This window comes from Jeotgalibaca dankookensis (assembly GCF_002005405.1).
Taxonomy (GTDB): domain Bacteria; phylum Bacillota; class Bacilli; order Lactobacillales; family Aerococcaceae; genus Jeotgalibaca; species Jeotgalibaca dankookensis.
Genome location: NZ_CP019728.1, coordinates 665,041 through 681,201, shown reverse-complemented (window position 1 = coordinate 681,201; position 16,161 = coordinate 665,041). Strand labels below are relative to the sequence as shown.

At 36.1% G+C, this 16,161-nt stretch carries 15 protein-coding genes and 1 riboswitch; of the genes, 2 read left to right on the top strand and 13 right to left on the bottom strand.

The genetic code is table 11. The annotated features are described in order from the left end of the window. Positions 1-28: 28 nt before the first annotated feature. The 11 genes from BW727_RS03305 to BW727_RS03255 form a co-directional block, all read right to left on the bottom strand. On the bottom strand, positions 29-982 hold the full coding sequence (locus tag BW727_RS03305; RefSeq protein WP_062468477.1) for a sugar ABC transporter substrate-binding protein: 954 nt from the start codon (positions 980-982) through the stop codon (positions 29-31). Between the two features lie 191 nt (positions 983-1,173). Further along, complete coding sequence (locus BW727_RS03300) at positions 1,174-2,745, bottom strand: CCA tRNA nucleotidyltransferase (protein ID WP_077795875.1); 1,572 nt, start codon at positions 2,743-2,745, stop codon at positions 1,174-1,176. A gap of 24 nt (positions 2,746-2,769) precedes the next feature. Next, a complete protein-coding gene (locus BW727_RS03295; RefSeq protein WP_062468475.1) occupies positions 2,770-3,330 on the bottom strand; it encodes a YpiB family protein in 561 nt (186 codons plus the stop codon). A gap of 14 nt (positions 3,331-3,344) precedes the next feature. Continuing rightward, positions 3,345-4,616, bottom strand: coding sequence for a tetratricopeptide repeat protein (locus tag BW727_RS03290; RefSeq protein ID WP_062468473.1), 1,272 nt, complete (start codon positions 4,614-4,616; stop codon positions 3,345-3,347). A gap of 137 nt (positions 4,617-4,753) precedes the next feature. Then, positions 4,754-5,032, bottom strand: a complete 279-nt coding sequence (locus BW727_RS03285; RefSeq protein WP_062468472.1) for an HU family DNA-binding protein — start codon at positions 5,030-5,032, stop codon at positions 4,754-4,756. A gap of 186 nt (positions 5,033-5,218) precedes the next feature. Continuing rightward, positions 5,219-6,532 carry a ribosome biogenesis GTPase Der gene (der, locus tag BW727_RS03280; RefSeq protein ID WP_062468497.1) on the bottom strand — a complete coding sequence of 438 codons (1,314 nt, stop codon included), beginning with the start codon at positions 6,530-6,532 and terminating at the stop codon, positions 5,219-5,221. Positions 6,533-6,739: 207 nt separating this feature from the next. After that, complete coding sequence (gene rpsA, locus BW727_RS03275; RefSeq protein WP_418268843.1) at positions 6,740-7,993, bottom strand: 30S ribosomal protein S1; 1,254 nt, start codon at positions 7,991-7,993, stop codon at positions 6,740-6,742. A gap of 144 nt (positions 7,994-8,137) precedes the next feature. After that, entirely contained in the window at positions 8,138-8,818 is a 681-nt protein-coding gene (gene cmk / locus BW727_RS03270) for a (d)CMP kinase (protein WP_062468470.1), read from the bottom strand. Positions 8,819-8,877: 59 nt separating this feature from the next. Continuing rightward, positions 8,878-9,528, bottom strand: coding sequence for a LysM peptidoglycan-binding domain-containing protein (locus BW727_RS03265; RefSeq protein ID WP_062468468.1), 651 nt, complete (start codon positions 9,526-9,528; stop codon positions 8,878-8,880). Between the two features lie 65 nt (positions 9,529-9,593). After that, positions 9,594-11,042: a RecQ family ATP-dependent DNA helicase gene (locus tag BW727_RS03260; protein WP_062468466.1), complete on the bottom strand. Its 1,449-nt coding sequence runs from the start codon at positions 11,040-11,042 to the stop codon at positions 9,594-9,596. Next, complete coding sequence (locus BW727_RS03255) at positions 11,024-12,085, bottom strand: YpbB family protein (protein WP_062468465.1); 1,062 nt, start codon at positions 12,083-12,085, stop codon at positions 11,024-11,026. Before BW727_RS03255 ends, BW727_RS03260 begins: the two co-directional genes overlap by 19 nt. A gap of 46 nt (positions 12,086-12,131) precedes the next feature. On the opposite strand from BW727_RS03255, the gene BW727_RS03250 reads away from it, so the two are divergent. Both BW727_RS03250 and BW727_RS03245 read left to right on the top strand, forming a co-directional pair. Then, on the top strand, positions 12,132-12,356 hold the full coding sequence (locus tag BW727_RS03250; RefSeq protein ID WP_062468463.1) for a ferredoxin: 225 nt from the start codon (positions 12,132-12,134) through the stop codon (positions 12,354-12,356). Between the two features lie 113 nt (positions 12,357-12,469). Beyond that, on the top strand, positions 12,470-13,405 hold the full coding sequence (locus tag BW727_RS03245; RefSeq protein ID WP_077795672.1) for an IS30 family transposase: 936 nt from the start codon (positions 12,470-12,472) through the stop codon (positions 13,403-13,405). Between the two features lie 58 nt (positions 13,406-13,463). On the opposite strand, the gene BW727_RS03240 is transcribed toward BW727_RS03245, so the two are convergent. Together BW727_RS03240 and BW727_RS03235 are read right to left on the bottom strand one after the other, a co-directional pair. Beyond that, positions 13,464-14,039 (bottom strand): ECF transporter S component, encoded by a 576-nt coding sequence (locus BW727_RS03240; protein WP_062472038.1) that lies wholly within the window; start codon positions 14,037-14,039, stop codon positions 13,464-13,466. Between the two features lie 125 nt (positions 14,040-14,164). After that, positions 14,165-14,298, bottom strand: a riboswitch (FMN riboswitch). Between the two features lie 76 nt (positions 14,299-14,374). Next, complete coding sequence (locus BW727_RS03235; protein WP_062472041.1) at positions 14,375-16,141, bottom strand: HAMP domain-containing sensor histidine kinase; 1,767 nt, start codon at positions 16,139-16,141, stop codon at positions 14,375-14,377. Positions 16,142-16,161: the final 20 nt, after the last annotated feature.

Sequence of the window (16,161 nt, the reverse complement as noted above, 5' to 3'; positions counted from 1 at the left end):
CCGCCAATCAAATGTCGGTTACTTGTCATTAATCTAAAAATTCATCTACATTTTCTTCAGTCACTTTTGTAACTGGGAATTCTATCAATTCTTCTATGGGACCTTTTTCTACTACTTTAGCTGCCGTTTCTATAATGACTTTGCCGCTTTCAAACGGCGCTATATCTATCGTTCCTCGATATATTCCGCCCTCTTTGACCTTTAGCAGAGCTTCTTCTATGGCGTCAAAACCAACTAAAGCGATATCTTCTCCTTCTTTTCCCGCTGCCTTCATGGCTTGGTAAGCGCCAAGAACAGAGTCATCGTTGACACCTAAGACGACGTTCAAATCTGGGTGAGTTTGTAGCAACGTTTCTATAGCCGACAATCCACCTTCTCTTGTACTAGCATTGGGTTCGCCAACAATTTGTGCATTTGGAGCCAAAGACAACAATCCTTCTCTTTGTCCTTGGGCTCTCTCAAGGGCAGCTGGTATGGTCGATAATTGCAAGATAGCTACTTTTGCCTCTCCATTTAAATGTTCTGCTATATATTCACCTGCTATTTCGCCCGCTTGGAAGCCGTTATCATATTCTATGGAACCTATAAATGCATCAGGTTCTTCTACTGGCCCATTCGCAGCAATCACTCGTATACATGCATTTTGCGCTTCTTTGACCATAGCATTTAGGGCCTGTGAATCGTTTGCACTCAGTATAATGGCATCTACTTGCTGCGTAATGAGATTTTCCATCGCTCTTATTTGAGGTTCCACTTCATTTTCGCCATCGTGAATACTAAGTTCTATGTTTAATTCTTCAGCTTTTTCCTCCATACCATCTACTAATCTAACGAAATAAGGATTCCCCAGATCCATTGTGATATATCCCATTCTAAGATTTTCATTCGCCTCTCCTGATGAAGCATCGTTTCCATCTGTGGTACAAGCTACTAAGCTAAATGAAACGGAAAGCATCAGGATAAATATAAGTATTTTCTTCATAATAATATTCCTTCCTCCATGATCTGACTTTATAGCAAAAATTTTCTTAATTATATTATAACTGTTCTGAGCTCTTATTACTAAAAATTCAAATGGTCACACTTGCCATACACGCTCGTTAAAAAAACTCCTTTCCACTATGGTTTAGATACTTTAACCATAGTAGAGAGGAGTTTTTTCATTATTTAAATTTATATACTTTTAATAAAACGATCGATATTAACAACTGAGCGCGTGTGCTCTCCCATTGCGATGATTAAGTCTTGAGACTTGGCTACAATTGAAAATGAATATTTACTGCCACTTAATTCTTTAATGCGAGCCTCAATGACTACCTTTTCACCTACATTAGTTGGAGCACTGTGTTTCATACTGATAAAGGTTCCGACGGATGTCTCACCTTCATCTAATAAATTCATCATCATATGTTTACAAGTGTTTTCCATGAAAGCAATTAAGCTAGGTGAAGCAAGAACAGGTAAATCACCAGATCCCATTTCAATGGCAGTATCTTTTTCTTCTACAAGATATCGTTTTTCGAACACCTCATCCAAATAAATCAACCTTCTTTTTTCAATAAAAGTCATAATTGCTTGTTTATCATTTTCAAGCTTCTCATTAAGTACCCTTTGTTTCACTTCTTCAAGTATTTTCCCTAGATATGGGCCACCACGCTGCATACTTAAAACCGCCATAATATCTTTTCCATCCACTTTAAGATCTTTAACAGTATGAATAGGAATTGTTCTACCCATCGCCAAAAGGCCTTCAAAATCATTATCCAAGCCAAAGCCAGCAATCAGACCTTCAACCTCTAATGCAATGGGTAACCCTGTTTGAAAGAGTAGTGAATAATCCCAATAACACTCTAATCTCTTATGGAGCGCATGGTATGCCCTCTTTGTATCATTAATTTCTTTGTTTGAAAGTTTCCATGCGCGTAAAAAAGCATCCACATCTGTTTCATCTATCTTTAAAAAGTAAAGCAAACTAGTCCAAGCACTAAGTGAACTTTCAAACCTTAAAGGAAATAAAGCCAGGTCAACGAGATGCTTATCTTTATTTTGAAATCCGGGACACATATGAAATAATCGTGTTTCAACGAAGAATTTGATGCCACCTTTACGATTGCGTCCTAATAACAGCTTAGTCCATTCTTCTCGGATTCTTTCTACAGCAATTTTTGATAAAAGCGGATGGTAATCTATAACAGCTTCTTTCGTTTCCCTTTCAATATCAAAATTTAACTGACTAATAAAGCGCGCTGCTCGCATCATTCGTAACGCATCTTCCCTAAAACGCTCGATTGGATTGCCAACCGCTCTGATTAACTGTAATTCAATATCACGCTCACCATTAAAAGGGTCTTGAAGATAACCCTTTCGATCTAGTGCAATCGCATTGATTGTAAAATCACGTCTTTTTAAATCTTCTTCAAGGCTTCTAACATAGGCTACTTTTTCTGGCCGACGAAAATTTTCATACTTTGATTCTGTTCGAAATGTTGTTATTTCATAAGTTTCGTTATCTTGTAACACCATTACAGTTCCATGTTTAATCCCAACATCAAAGGTAACTGGAAAAATCCTTTGAATTTCATCTGGTGTGGCACTACTAGCGATATCAATATCAGATATCGGAAGGTTTAAGAGCGTGTCGCGAACACCGCCTCCAACAAAGTATGCTTCATAATTCGCCGCTTCTATTTTAGCAATTAAAGAACTTGCTTTTTTAAATTCTGGAATTTTATCAATATCAATCATTTTTAAACCCATTCTATCACCATTTTATAAGTCATTAGCTTTTATTTTTTCATCAATTTTTCTTAATTCATCCGTGAAAGATTGAAACTTTTCTTCGTTTTGATCACTAAGTGCTTGATCGATAAGTAGGAGTAATTGGCGTTTACGTTCTTTCCAGGCTAATCGGTTTAAAGAACTCTCTACTTTTTCTCCTAATTCAAACGACATGTCTGATCCTTCTTCAATGTTTGGATTCTGTTCTAGAATACCATAAGCGGAGAGTACTTGATAAGCATTATCAAAATAAAGTTCTAAATAAAAGGTTTCTTGCCAATTTAATCTTAAATCATGAAATGCTTGTTCTGGATCTTCGAATTTTCGCCCGTCTTTATAATAAACAAATGGATCTTGTTCACTCTCAATTGTAGCTAAACCCATACCGCGATTAGTTAGCGATACTTCTTCTATAAAATGAACATTTTTTAATAATTGCTCATGGTTGAGCAGGTAATTTAAAATCCACAATGATTCGCGGCGTTTCAATTGATTATTCTGGATAAACCAAGTTAAGAAAGACTTTTTATCTTCTAATGACGCCTTCATCATATTCCCACCCCTTTTTACTCAAATTGATTCTTGTCCATTTCTAAAAAGTAAGGATTATTTGGTTCGATGGATAATGCCTTTTTTATAATTTCAGCTCTGTCTTCTACTCTGCCTTCTTCTCGAAGGAATTGACTATAATCTTGTAAAAAGTCTAGATTCTCATCTAGTTGGTAATAGGCCTTGTCAAAGTAGTCGCTAGCTCGTTCATATTCCTCTAAATAATTGTAAGCACGTGCTAAGCTCCATTGGTAAAGCGGCTGATTCATATAATCTTCTTGAGATTCTAAAATAGAAATCACATCTTCATATTGCTCTGCCTCCATTGCCAAATCAACTTTCATCGCTACCGCTTCCATAATGTCTGGTTCAAGCTCTAAAGCTTTTTCTAGTAGTAAATGTGCTTGTTCCGGTTGCTTTAATTTCCGGTGTAGATTTGCAGCAGCTAAATAAAATTCGGCTTGAAAAGGATTTTCTTGAATCCCTTTTAGAATTGTACCGAGCGCCTCTTCTAGCTGTAAATCTGCCTCTAAGGCCTGACTTAAGTATAAATAAGCACTTAAATAATCTGGATCTTTACTTAGAAGTTCTTCAAAATTTCGAACAGCTCGTCCATAATCTTTTAACTGTAAATAACCAAGTCCCAATTGAAATAAACTATCAGAAGTATGTTTTTTTGATTCAATTTGCTCTAGGTAATAAACCCCTTCTTCGAAATCACCAATTGCATGATAACACTCAGCTAGTTGCATCAAGATGTTTTCTGCCTCTACGAAATCGGGTTGCAGTTCAATTAAGTTTTCATAAATCGGAATAGCTTTTTTAAAACTTCCAATTGCATAATAAAGTTTTGCTAATGCATACTGTAAGATGGGTTCTTCTGGCAAAATTGATATTGCTTCTAATATTTTTTGTTCGCTGACTTCGTATAGACCGATTGTTTGGTAAGCATCAGCTAACAAAAGTAGTGCATTTGGATATAGTTCATTTGTTGAATCAATTTTTAATAATAAATCAATGCCTTCTAATACGTGATCTTGATCGATTGCCAATTCTGCTAAGAATAGATCCCATTCCTCAATATGCGGTGCCATATTCTTTAAAAGTTCATAGGTTTGTTTAGCTTCACTTAAAAAACCTGCTTGGTGGAGTCTTTCCGCAAATTCAACAAGCCCTTCAATATCATCTTCCAAGAGTGCTTGTTTGAGTGAAGCTTCAAAATTAATTTGCGCAATTTCTAGCTCATTTTCTCGAATCGCTTCGAACATTTCTTTTGCTTTATCATTCAATTACTATCACCTACTTATATTGTCTAATTTCATTTTAACACATTCTAATATTCCTAGCTCTTAAACTTCCTTTTTAGTAGCAAATTACAAGATAGAAACAAAAAAACCAGAGACAAAGTCTCTGGCTTTTTTTAAAATTAATTTTTTACTGCATCTTTTAACGCTTTACCTGGTTTGAATGCAGGTACTTTGCTTGCAGCGATTTGGATTTCTTCCCCAGTTTGTGGGTTACGTCCTTTACGAGCTGCGCGGTCGCGAACTTCAAAGTTACCAAATCCGATAACTTGAACTTTTTCACCTGTTGCTAAAGTTTCTTGAATAGATTCAAACAATGCATCTACAGTAACTGTAACTTCCTTTTTAGTAAGGTTAGTTTTTTCAGCAACTTTTTCGATTAATTGTGCTTTATTTGCCATATTGTGTTTTCACCTCCTGCTAAAAAGAAAATCCATGCTCTTATGATATAACAACATGAAAACTATTTTTGAGTGGTCCAAAAATAGTAATTGAAATACCGTTTGTTTTGGTTATTTCTTATAAAGAATATCACAGAAAAGCTATCACTGCAATGATTATCACTGTTTCTGATACATTTCTCATGATTATTTCTTTTGACGAGCAATTACCTTGAACGGTGTCCCTTCAAACTCGAAGGCTTTTCGGATTTGATTTTCGATAAATCGCACATAAGAAAAGTGCAAGAGCTCAGGATCGTTCACAAATAAAATAAAGGTTGGTGGTTTAACAGAGACTTGAGTCGCATAATAAATTTTCAATCGTCTACCCTTATCAGTAGGGGTCGGATTTCTCGCAATCGCATCCATTAAAACGTCATTTAACACCGACGATGAGATTCGACGATTTTGTGATTGACTAATTTCTTTAATTTTTGCAGGTATATGTATCAATCGTTGCTTTGTAAGTGCAGAAACATAGAGAATCGGAGCATAAGATAAGTACTGAAATTCATTTCGAATCTTTTCTTCGAATTCTTTCATTGTATGGTTATCTTTTTCAATTTTGTCCCACTTATTAACTAAAATAATAATACCTTTGCCTGCTTCGTGTGCGTAACCAGCAACTTTCTTATCCTGTTCTTGAATTCCTTCTTCTGCATTCAAAACGACTAGGACGATATCAGAGCGGTCAATGGCACGTAAGGCACGCATAACACTAAATCTTTCGGTACTCTCAGTTACTTTACCTTTTTTTCTGATTCCGGCTGTATCAATCATAGTAAAGCGAGCGCCTTCCTCATCTTCAAAGGTTGTATCAATCGCATCACGTGTGGTTCCGGCAATTGAAGAAACAATAACACGGTCTTCTCCTAGAATAGCGTTGACCAGTGAAGATTTCCCCACATTCGGGCGTCCAATCAGACAAAATTTAATTAAATCATCTTCTTCTTCTAATTCCTCAGCTGAAGGGAATTCATTAACTACTGCATCTAACATGTCACCCAGTCCTAAACCGTGACTTCCTGAAATCGGATACGGGTCACCCAGACCTAAACTATAAAACTCAAATATATCTGCACGCATTTCTGGATTATCAGCTTTATTGACACCCAAAATAACTGGTTTACCGGATTTGTATAGCAAACGCGCTACATTTTCATCAGCTTCTGTTACACCTTCTCTAACACTTGTCAAAAACAGGATTACATCTGCTTCTTCCATCGCTACTTGTGCTTGTAATTTAATTTGAGACATGAAAGGCTCATTTAGAATATCAATACCACCAGTATCGATAACATCAAACGTTCTACCTAACCACTCTCCTTGAGCATAAATACGGTCACGTGTTACTCCGGGAATATCTTCAACGATGGAAATCCTTTCTCCCGCTAATCGATTAAAAATGGTTGATTTTCCAACATTTGGCCTTCCGACGATTGCTAAAACAGGATTTGGCATTTTCATCACTCCCTTAAATAATTGATAGCTTAAAAATAAGGCTGAGACAGAAGTCACAGCCAATTACTAAGCTCTTACTCTCGATTTATAATCAAAAACGTAACCCCGACGCAGGATCAATCCAACTGTTTCTTCTACAGTAAATTGGATTCAATCACTCGGGGTTGTCCGTTTTAATATTTAAAACTATTTTAGTTCTTAAAAATGTTATTCTTCATCTTGGTCTTGCAATTCCTTCAATTGATCACCTAGTAAATCACCTAAAGTGAATTTTGAATCATCATCTTCAGATGCTTCATACTTCTCAATTGTCTTTTCTTTAACAGGCGTATCATTGGTTTTTTCTTGTAACGCTTTGATACTTAACGACAAGCGATTTTCTTCTGGTTTAACATCCAAAACTTTCACTTCAATTTCTTGACCTTCTTCTAGCACTTCATGTGGTGTTGCTATGTGTTGGTGGGAAATTTGTGAAATATGAACGAGACCTTCTACCCCTGGGAATATTTCAACAAAAGCTCCAAAGCTTGTTAAGCGTTTTACTGTACCAGTATGAACAGAACCAATTGGTGCTTTTTCTTCAATTGACTCCCATGGTCCAGGTAGTGTGTCTTTAATACTTAAAGAAACACGTCCTTTTTCAACATCAACAGATAAAACTTTTACTTTCACTTTTTCACCGATTGTTAAAACATCACCCGGAGATTTGATATGTTCATGGGCAATTTGAGAAATGTGAACGAGACCATCCACACCACCAAGATCAATAAAGGCTCCGAAATTAGTTAAACGTGCAACGGTTCCTTCAATGATATCACCTTCAGAAATTTCAGCCATAAGCTCAACACTTTTAGCGGCTTTTTCAGCAAGTGCAATTGCTTTATGAGAAAGGATAAGACGGTTTTCACTAGGTTCTAATTCAATGATTTTAAATTTCATTGTTTTTCCTTTGTATTCCGAAAAATCTTCAACAAAGAAAGCTTCAACCATAGACGCGGGTACAAATCCACGTACACCAACATCCACGACTAGTCCACCTTTAACAACATCTTTTACAGGTGCTTCAATGTATTCTTCATTATCATATTTTTCTTGAATCTCTTCCCAAACAGCTTTTGCATCTACACGACGTTTAGATAACAAATAGCTGCCGTTCTCTTTGTCCTTGATTTGTTTAATAACAACAACATCCACTACATCACCGACATTAACAATCTCAGTTACTTCATCAAAAGGCTTAGCTGCTAATTCCTTATAAGGAATTACTCCTTCGACTCCGCGATCTTTGATTCCTACAATCGCTTGATTGTCTTCAATTGCTAATATTTCAGCCTGAACGGTATCACCGACTTCTAATGGTGGATAGGCATCTAACATATCATCCATTGTCATTTCTCCGTTTTCTGTAGTACTTTGTGTCATTTCTTCTTTTTCTTCTAAATTCTCATTGTGTTCTGACATATGACATTTCCTCCTTGAAAGCATTTTTCTCATACAGAAGTAATTTATTAGATTTTAATAAAACTTCTGTATGCAAACGTACTTCGTATATAATCATTTTAACATTTTGATCATACATCGTCCAGTTATCTCCATTTTAAAGCTTCATTTAACCTTTTTTTGATAGTTTTTTGCATAATCCAATATCATTTCAACTACTTGGTTGATTGATAAATTTGTGGAATCAATTTCAATAGCATCCTCAGCTTTTTTCAAAGGTGATGCCTCTCTATTCATATCATAGTTATCACGCGCAATCATATCTGCAGTTAATTCTTCTAATGATACTTGCATGCCTTTTTCAATTGATTCACGGTATCTCCTCAGCGCACGTTCTTCAGCAGAAGCTACCAAATAAATTTTGAGAGCAGCGTTTGGGAGAACAACGGTCCCGATGTCTCGTCCGTCCATAACAATTCCCCCTTGTTGTGCAATTTTCTGTTGTCGGGAAACCATTTTTTTGCGGACATTTTTATGTGATGAGACTAAACTTACATTTTGTGTCACTTCTTTAGAACGAATAACCTCAGTTACTTCCATTTTATTTATAAACACATGTTGCATACCTTGGTTAGAAGGAAACGAAATTTCTGTATCTGCTAATAAATTCAATAATGCTGTTTCATCTTCTAAATTCAGTTTATGAACCAATGCCATATAAGTTAGTGCTCGGTACATTGCACCGGTATCTAGATATGTTAAACCTAATTCTTTTGCTACCTGCTTGGCAATGGTGCTTTTACCAGCTGAGGCTGGGCCATCTATTGCTATATTAAATTGTTCCACTCTTATCCTCCTGCAAATAGAGCAAGGTCCACGCTAAACGTGGACCTCGAAGCTCAAATTTATTGTACTTTTAAAACGGTACCTACAGCAATCTCATTCGATGAAATGCCATTAATTTCTTTAAGCACATCCACATCCATCCCATGATTCAAAGCAATTCGATACAAATTATCTCCGGGTTGAACAGTATACGTGTTGGAGTATTCTTCAGTTAAGGGTTCCGGCGTTTCTTCGACAACCTCAACAGGTGGTTCTACGGATTCTACCGGCTCTTCAACAACTTCTTCTGGTTTAGGTGTTTCTGCTGATGATTCTGGTTCCGTTTCAACAACAGGAGTACTTGGTTCATTATTTTCAGCTTCTTCACTCGATGCTGGTTCTACTTCTTTTGCGCTCGATTTAGCAGAGCTTTCAGACTCTGAACTTACTAACTTACTGCTTTCAGACTCTGACTCACTACTTTTCTTACTAATCATCACTTGGTCTGCCGTTTGTGGATTTGGGTTTGCACGTGTCTGCGTACTCCAGTAATAGGTAGCGAAAGGAATAATGAGCAGAGCTAAGAACAAAAACAGTAACACCTTATACAAAGGAGCCACTTCCTTATCCTGTGATTTGCGACCCGATCTAAATTGATTATTACTATTATTTTTTTCGTCCTCATCGAATCGACGCGACCACGGTTTATCATTGTTTTTTTTCTTACTCACTAAAAATCCCCCCCTAATAATCTTCGAACTAATTGTAGCATATTTATGGTTTGAAAATAAAGACACTACAGAATAAAAAGTTCCTTGATGACTTGATCCCATTTTTTTTCATAATTAATTTGAATTTTTTTCGGTTGTGAAATCAATTGCATTTCTTCCACCAATGATTGTATATCTGATTGGCAAAATGAGCAACACCATATTTGCACCGGATCATTCTTTTGATTAAAATAAATAGACATCATTTCTCGTTTACACCTATTCTGCGTGGCTAATTGTCCCATAGCTACAAATTTACTGATTCTTTTTTCTAGGCGTTGGTTAATCAGGCTTTTTGCTTGTTCTTTGCTTAAATGCCGCGCTTTAATGACTTGGAGCATCGCTAGATCGGAATCAGATAGCCCCCACGGTTCAAGTGATTCATTCTTATCGTTCATCGTGATAATATTATCGTTTAATTGTGTTTCTTTCATTTTTTTAAATTTAAATACCGCATCTGATTTAGAATAAAGAAGTACCGCAATACTCTGCAAGCCATCTCTACCAGCTCGACCAGTTTCTTGTAAATATTCTTCTATAGAATTTGGGATATGATAATGAATAATAAAACGAATGTTCTTTTTATTAATTCCCATACCAAAGGCAGTAGTTGCACAAATAATATCTAATTCTCCATTTAGAAATTGTCTTTGAATAATTTTTCGATCTTCTATTGAACGATCAGCATGGTAAGTATCAACTGCTTGCTCCGTATTCTCTCTCAATAATTGACATATTCGTTCAGCCTTTACCTTACTGGAAAAATAAATGATACCAGGATTTGGAAAATCATTTATTAGTTGTAACAATTCAGTATCCTTATCGTTGTCTTCTATTTCTCGGAAATCATAATAAATATTTTCCCGATTTGGATTTGATTGGTAAACGGCAGTATCGGTAGGGTCTAAATTTAGTGTTTTTAAAATATCGTCAATAACTTCTTGGGGTGCTGTTGCCGTTAGAGCGAGTGTCAAAGGATTATTTAGTTCTTCTCTAATTTTACCTAAATAGAGATAATCCGGTCTAAAATCGAGTCCCCATTGCGAAATACAGTGAGCTTCATCTACAACAAATAAAGCGATTTTAAGGCGACTTAAACGCTGAACCAACCATTTAGACTGCAACATTTCTGGGGATACAAATAAAAATTTATAGTAGTCAAGACGTTTTTCAATTAACCGCCGCTCTTCAAGGTTTAGCATACTATTTAAAGCGGCTGCTCGCTTTTCACCTGCTTGATTTAGTTGGAGAACCTGGTTGTCCATTAGTGATAGGAGAGGTGAGACAATAAGGACAAGTCCCTCAGTGACATAACCACAATATTCATATATAAGCGACTTACCTGTTCCAGTCGGAAGAATAGCTAACGTATTTTCACCATTTAAAATGGTTTCGATTGATTCTTTTTGTCCAGCTCGAAAACGATCAAAGTTAAACCACTCTTTTAGATTTTTTATTAAATCTGTTTCCTCCATTTAATTGAATCTCCTTTCACTTGCATCAAACGGCTTTGAAAAAAAGGTATGTCGGGGAAGCGCTCCTTAATCATTTCATGCGTCAAATTACTATTTGGGGAAGGTCTGTGTTCGACAAATTGTATTTGCTCAACTGTCAAAAATTGTTCAAAAGGAAAATCTCTGTAGAAGAGCGCAATTTCTGTAAAATGATCATTAATGGTACTAGGTTTTAATCGTCTTTCTCTAACAATATCCAGCGCAGAGCGACCTTGAACCCAAAGCTGATAGGTTTCTTGGGCGCTAGTTGAACACAAGCCTGCTTTATGCGTTAGTTCCTTTAAAATAGCTGTAAATAGAGGAAAAAAAAGCTCATTATCCTCAATACAAGTAATAATCTTCAACCAATCTTCTTGAAAGTAAACATATAATTCGCTTTCGTCTAGATGATTATCTATCGCTATTTGTCGCCATGTTTTTCTAGATTTATCATGCCCTTCTAATTGTTCTAAAAATAAAGGTGGCTGCTTTATTTGCGATTTTTTTATAATTTCAAGCCATTCAATACCAAACTGCTTCCCAATTTCATCTTTTCCCAAACGATTTTTGTCTAAAAAAGATTTTATCCACAACTGTTCTGATGCACGAGCTTGGATTGGTAAATAATTTTTATTTTGATACCTTAACTCGGATAATACTTGTGTTAAAAAGAGAGTTCGAGAAATAAATTGAGGAAGTACCCTTGCATATTTTAATCTTTGCTTCTCTACCACTTGCCGATGTGTTCTAAAAAAAATTCTTTTAGCTTCCAAGCCTTTTTGAGTTAAACAATAGTTTTCGGTCACTAATTTTCTTTTTTGAAACTCTTTAATATGACTTTCAAAATCTGTTAATGTTAACTTGGGGAATAAATGGAAAAAAGCTGTCAAATCCATCTTCATCGTTTGAAGGAGGACCGATACGGTTCGTTTTCCGTTTAACACATGATAGAGTGTGTTAGGTTTTCGAGATTCGTCTATTGAAAATAAATCTAAAAAAAGATAATCTATATATGTTAGTTCCAATCATGACACCTCATTTGAATGATATAAATAAAAGGATGTGTTCTTTATGTATTATACCAAAATAGATCGTGAACGGTGCATCGCTTGTGGGCTATGCCAACTTATTGCACCAGATATTTATGAATATGATGAGAATGGGATTGCTTATACAAAAAAAGACAATAATACAGGCACATATCCCTTAGCTAAAGAAGACACACTGCCTTTTAAAAAAGCTTATAGGAGTTGTCCTACCGGGGCAATTATGCGTTCAGACACACCATTTAGTTGATAATATAAGATGAATTGTAATATTAAGTGCAACACCTAGGTAAAATAAAAGAAACCCATGACGACCTCGTGTAGAATGGAGTTACCACACAACATTCGACTGGAGGACTCGCCATGAGCTACACTCATTTTACCATAGCCGAACGCTCAAAAATAGAAACGCTTCGTGATCTAGGTTTTTCGATCCGCCGGATCGCTCGAATCCTTGGTCGTGCCCCTTCTTCTGTTTCACGGGAACTGAACAGGAACCCATATTATCAGTGTGATCAGGCACAGGAACGCTATAAACAAAAGAAAGCGAACTGTGGAGCAAAATCAAAGTTGACTTCTGAAATCAAAGAAAAGGTTCAGGAAAAACTAACTCTTACCTGGTCTCCAGAACAAATTGTAGGCCGGCTATTTCAAGGGAAAATTTCTTTCAAAACAATCTATCGCTGGCTCTATTACGGTCTCTTACAAGTTCCATTGTCCGTTCTGAGACAAAAAGGCAAACGACAGAAACCAAAAGAAACCAGAGGAAGATTCAATATCGGAACCTCTATTTCAAAACGACCAAAAGACGTCAAGAAGCGAACGACCTTCGGTCACTGGGAGCTGGACACCGTCGTATCAGGACGCGGACAGGCAAAAGGTTGCGTTGCTACTTTCCTAGAGAGGAAAAGCCGCTGGTACCTCGCCATCAAAATACCCAACCGTTCCGCTTCCTCAATGGAAGGGGCTATACGAAAACTGACTACGCTTTTTCCTGAAACTGCCTTCCAAAGTTTTACGACAGACAGAGGAAAGGAATTCAGCTGTTATCCTGTCATTGAAGAAGACTTAAGCATCCCTGTTTATTTCGCAGATCCTTATTCTTCTTGGCAACGAGGAAGCAATGAAAACAGTAATGGACTCCTGAGGGAGTTCTTTCCGAAGAGAACCAACTTTGATCATGTGGAACAGGAAGAACTTCAAAAAGCTTTGTACCTGATTAATAATAGACCAAGAAAATGTCTTGGCTACCGAACGCCTCACGAGGTCTTTATGGAAGAGGTGTTGCACTTAATTTGACAAACTATCATAAAAAAAGAAAGGTTGAGACAAAAATCCACCCTCCTTCTGGTTGAAACTATTTTATTGCCATGAACTTATATTGTTTAACAAGCCAAGGTTTCAATTTCGGTAATATAATTAAAATGGCAGCACTTATAATGAGCCCTTTAATAATATTAAAGGGTACGACCCCTATTACAATGTAATCTCTCAAATTTCCAACACTAAAATTTAAAATATACAAATAAAGAGGCGTAATAATAAACCAATTGGCAATAGTTAAAACAATGGTCATAGTTAAAGTACCCACAAATAGAGCAGTAATCAAGCCGGTCTTTGTTTTAGCTCGTTTCACTATCAGATAAACAGGTAAACAATATGAAACGGATGCGAGCAAACTTGCCATGTCTCCTATCGGATACCCCATATCCCCACCCGTTTGGATGTAGTGCAAAATGGTCCGAATTAATGTCGACATAAATCCACCAACTGGCCCGTAAATTAAAAAGGAAATAAGTAGTGAAACATCACTAAAGTCTACTTTTAAATAAGAGAAAGCAGGGATTACTGGAAATGCAAACAGCATTAAAATATATGCGAGCGCTCCAAATAGTGAAATCCCAACAATCCTGTGTGTCTTGCCTTTTAACATATGAAATCCTCCTGTTGAAACTATCTCAGAGAAGTATTTCTTAGGTACAAAAAAGAGCTTACTTATCCTGCGTAAAAACCAAACAGGGTAAAATAAGCTCTTTGGTTATATTTATACCAAAGAAACCTAATCTTCTTCCATCCAGACTTTACTGTCGGTACTGGAATTTCACCAGTTCAGCCCATATCAACGTTGCGTTTGATATGAGGTCGTGGACTTTACCACCGGTCGGGAATTTCACCCTGCCCTGAAGACGTTTCATATTTATATTTTTTATACATAGATAACTATATAGCATTTGGATAATTTAATCAACTCTTGAATTAAATTCAGTTTTATTCTATGGTATCGTCCAAAAGTGGTAAGCGTATCATGAAACAAGTTCCTACATCGGGGAGACTTTTAACGCTTATTGTTCCACTATGTTCTTTGATAATATTTTCAACAATTGAAAGCCCGATTCCTGAGCCATTTGTTTTCGGTTTCGTTCTTGCTTTATCATCCTTATAAAAACGTTCGAAAATATACGGAATACTTTCTTTGCTGATACCAATTCCATTATCAGAGACAGTAACGAATAGTTCATCGATTAATCCATCGAAGTTAACGGTTATTTTAATAAACCGCGATTCTCGTGTACGAGGATCAGCCGCATACTTAATGGCATTATCAATTAAATTATAAAAAACACGATGCATTTTATCAGCGTCCATTGAAAAATAGCTAATGTTATAGGCAATCTCGAGTTCACACTGGATTCCTTCGCTTTTAAGGGTTTGTGAAAAACGATGCATGACACCATTAAAAAATTCCGCTAAGTGAACGGGTTTTTTGTTCACAGTAGATTCTCCCGCCTTAATAGACGACACTTCCAATAAACGGGTGATCATATGATTCATTTGACTCGCTTCCTCGTGGATAATCTGAGCCATTTCATTTTTTTCTTGAATGGTTTCCGCGATATCATCTTTTATGGCTTCACTGTAACCCTGGATAGTTGCCAATGGCGTTCGCAAATCGTGTGAAACATTTGTGATTAAATCTTCACGAATAGATAGCAATTGTTTGGCGCTTGTTATGTCTTTAATGAAAATAACAACTCCTGTTAGCGAGGCTACGGGAGAAAATTCTAAATCATAAATCAGATGATTTTGTTGAACTTCCATATGACTATTCTTTTTATTAACAATGGCTTCATGGATGAGTTTGCGATAAGAATCTTTTATTCTTTTTTCTTGATCGTCACTCTTTATGAAAGCGGTATAATAGTCTTTCCCTTCTACATTAAAGGGGAAAACAATATTTTCTTTGGTTACATAGATGATTCCAATGTCAAGTGAGTCATAAATATGCGTCATTAATTCGCGTTCTCTTTTATTCATCAGACTATTTGTTTCAAGTACCTTACCTAGCTTATTGATTGCTGTTTCCAAATGGCCAATCATATCATTTGAGGTAGTTTCTTTATGATGACTAAAGTTATTTTCCGAATATTCATAAGCTAAGTCTGTTAGCTCCTCTATTGGCGAATAGAAATAACGTCTTTGGTGAATCGTATAAATTGTAATCATAATAATAGAAGCGATTAATAGTCCTAAAAATAGTAATTCGCTATTTTTTATAAAGGTTTTATAATGAGACACATTTTTAGATACGATTAAAACATCATCACCGACTTTACTTGAGAGGGCTATGAATGTTCGCAACTGATGATTATCATCCTTTAAGGCGTACTGGTTTGCTTTTGTTTGCGGTATATTCAGCAAATCTTTTCCCTTGCCTATAGACAAAAACTCTGTTTGAACATAGCGCGAATGTTCTTGATCAGTTACTAATTTGTTTAATTCAAACGTGTTTCCTTTTGAGACTAAAATAACGCTCACATCTGGTTGAAAAATAATTTGCCCTTCTTGTTCTGCATTGTTAAGAGACATCAGATATTTTTCAGCATATCGCATCGAACATTCAACTGTTTTAAATGAATCTGACTCCACTGTTTCTTGGAAATTTTTTTTATTCATATAATTAAAAAGAAATAACACGAAAAAAATAATTAGAACTAAAAAAATTCTGTTTTGAAGGATTTTATCTTTTCTCTTCATTTCTACCATCCTTTAACCAA

What these genes read in the sequence shown, in the direction of transcription:
- BW727_RS03305 (WP_062468477.1), bottom strand. Translation starts at nt 982, where the DNA reads ATGAAGAAAATACTTATATTTATCCTGATGCTTTCCGTTTCATTTAGC.
- BW727_RS03300 (WP_077795875.1), bottom strand. Translation starts at nt 2,745, where the DNA reads ATGATTGATATTGATAAAATTCCAGAATTTAAAAAAGCAAGTTCTTTA.
- BW727_RS03295 (WP_062468475.1), bottom strand. Translation starts at nt 3,330, where the DNA reads ATGATGAAGGCGTCATTAGAAGATAAAAAGTCTTTCTTAACTTGGTTT.
- BW727_RS03285 (WP_062468472.1), bottom strand. Translation starts at nt 5,032, where the DNA reads ATGGCAAATAAAGCACAATTAATCGAAAAAGTTGCTGAAAAAACTAAC.
- der (WP_062468497.1), bottom strand. Translation starts at nt 6,532, where the DNA reads ATGCCAAATCCTGTTTTAGCAATCGTCGGAAGGCCAAATGTTGGAAAA.
- rpsA (WP_418268843.1), bottom strand. Translation starts at nt 7,993, where the DNA reads ATGTCAGAACACAATGAGAATTTAGAAGAAAAAGAAGAAATGACACAA.
- BW727_RS03260 (WP_062468466.1), bottom strand. Translation starts at nt 11,042, where the DNA reads ATGGAGGAAACAGATTTAATAAAAAATCTAAAAGAGTGGTTTAACTTT.
- BW727_RS03250 (WP_062468463.1), top strand. Translation starts at nt 12,132, where the DNA reads ATGTATTATACCAAAATAGATCGTGAACGGTGCATCGCTTGTGGGCTA.
- BW727_RS03245 (WP_077795672.1), top strand. Translation starts at nt 12,470, where the DNA reads ATGAGCTACACTCATTTTACCATAGCCGAACGCTCAAAAATAGAAACG.
- BW727_RS03240 (WP_062472038.1), bottom strand. Translation starts at nt 14,039, where the DNA reads ATGTTAAAAGGCAAGACACACAGGATTGTTGGGATTTCACTATTTGGA.
- BW727_RS03235 (WP_062472041.1), bottom strand. Translation starts at nt 16,141, where the DNA reads ATGAAGAGAAAAGATAAAATCCTTCAAAACAGAATTTTTTTAGTTCTA.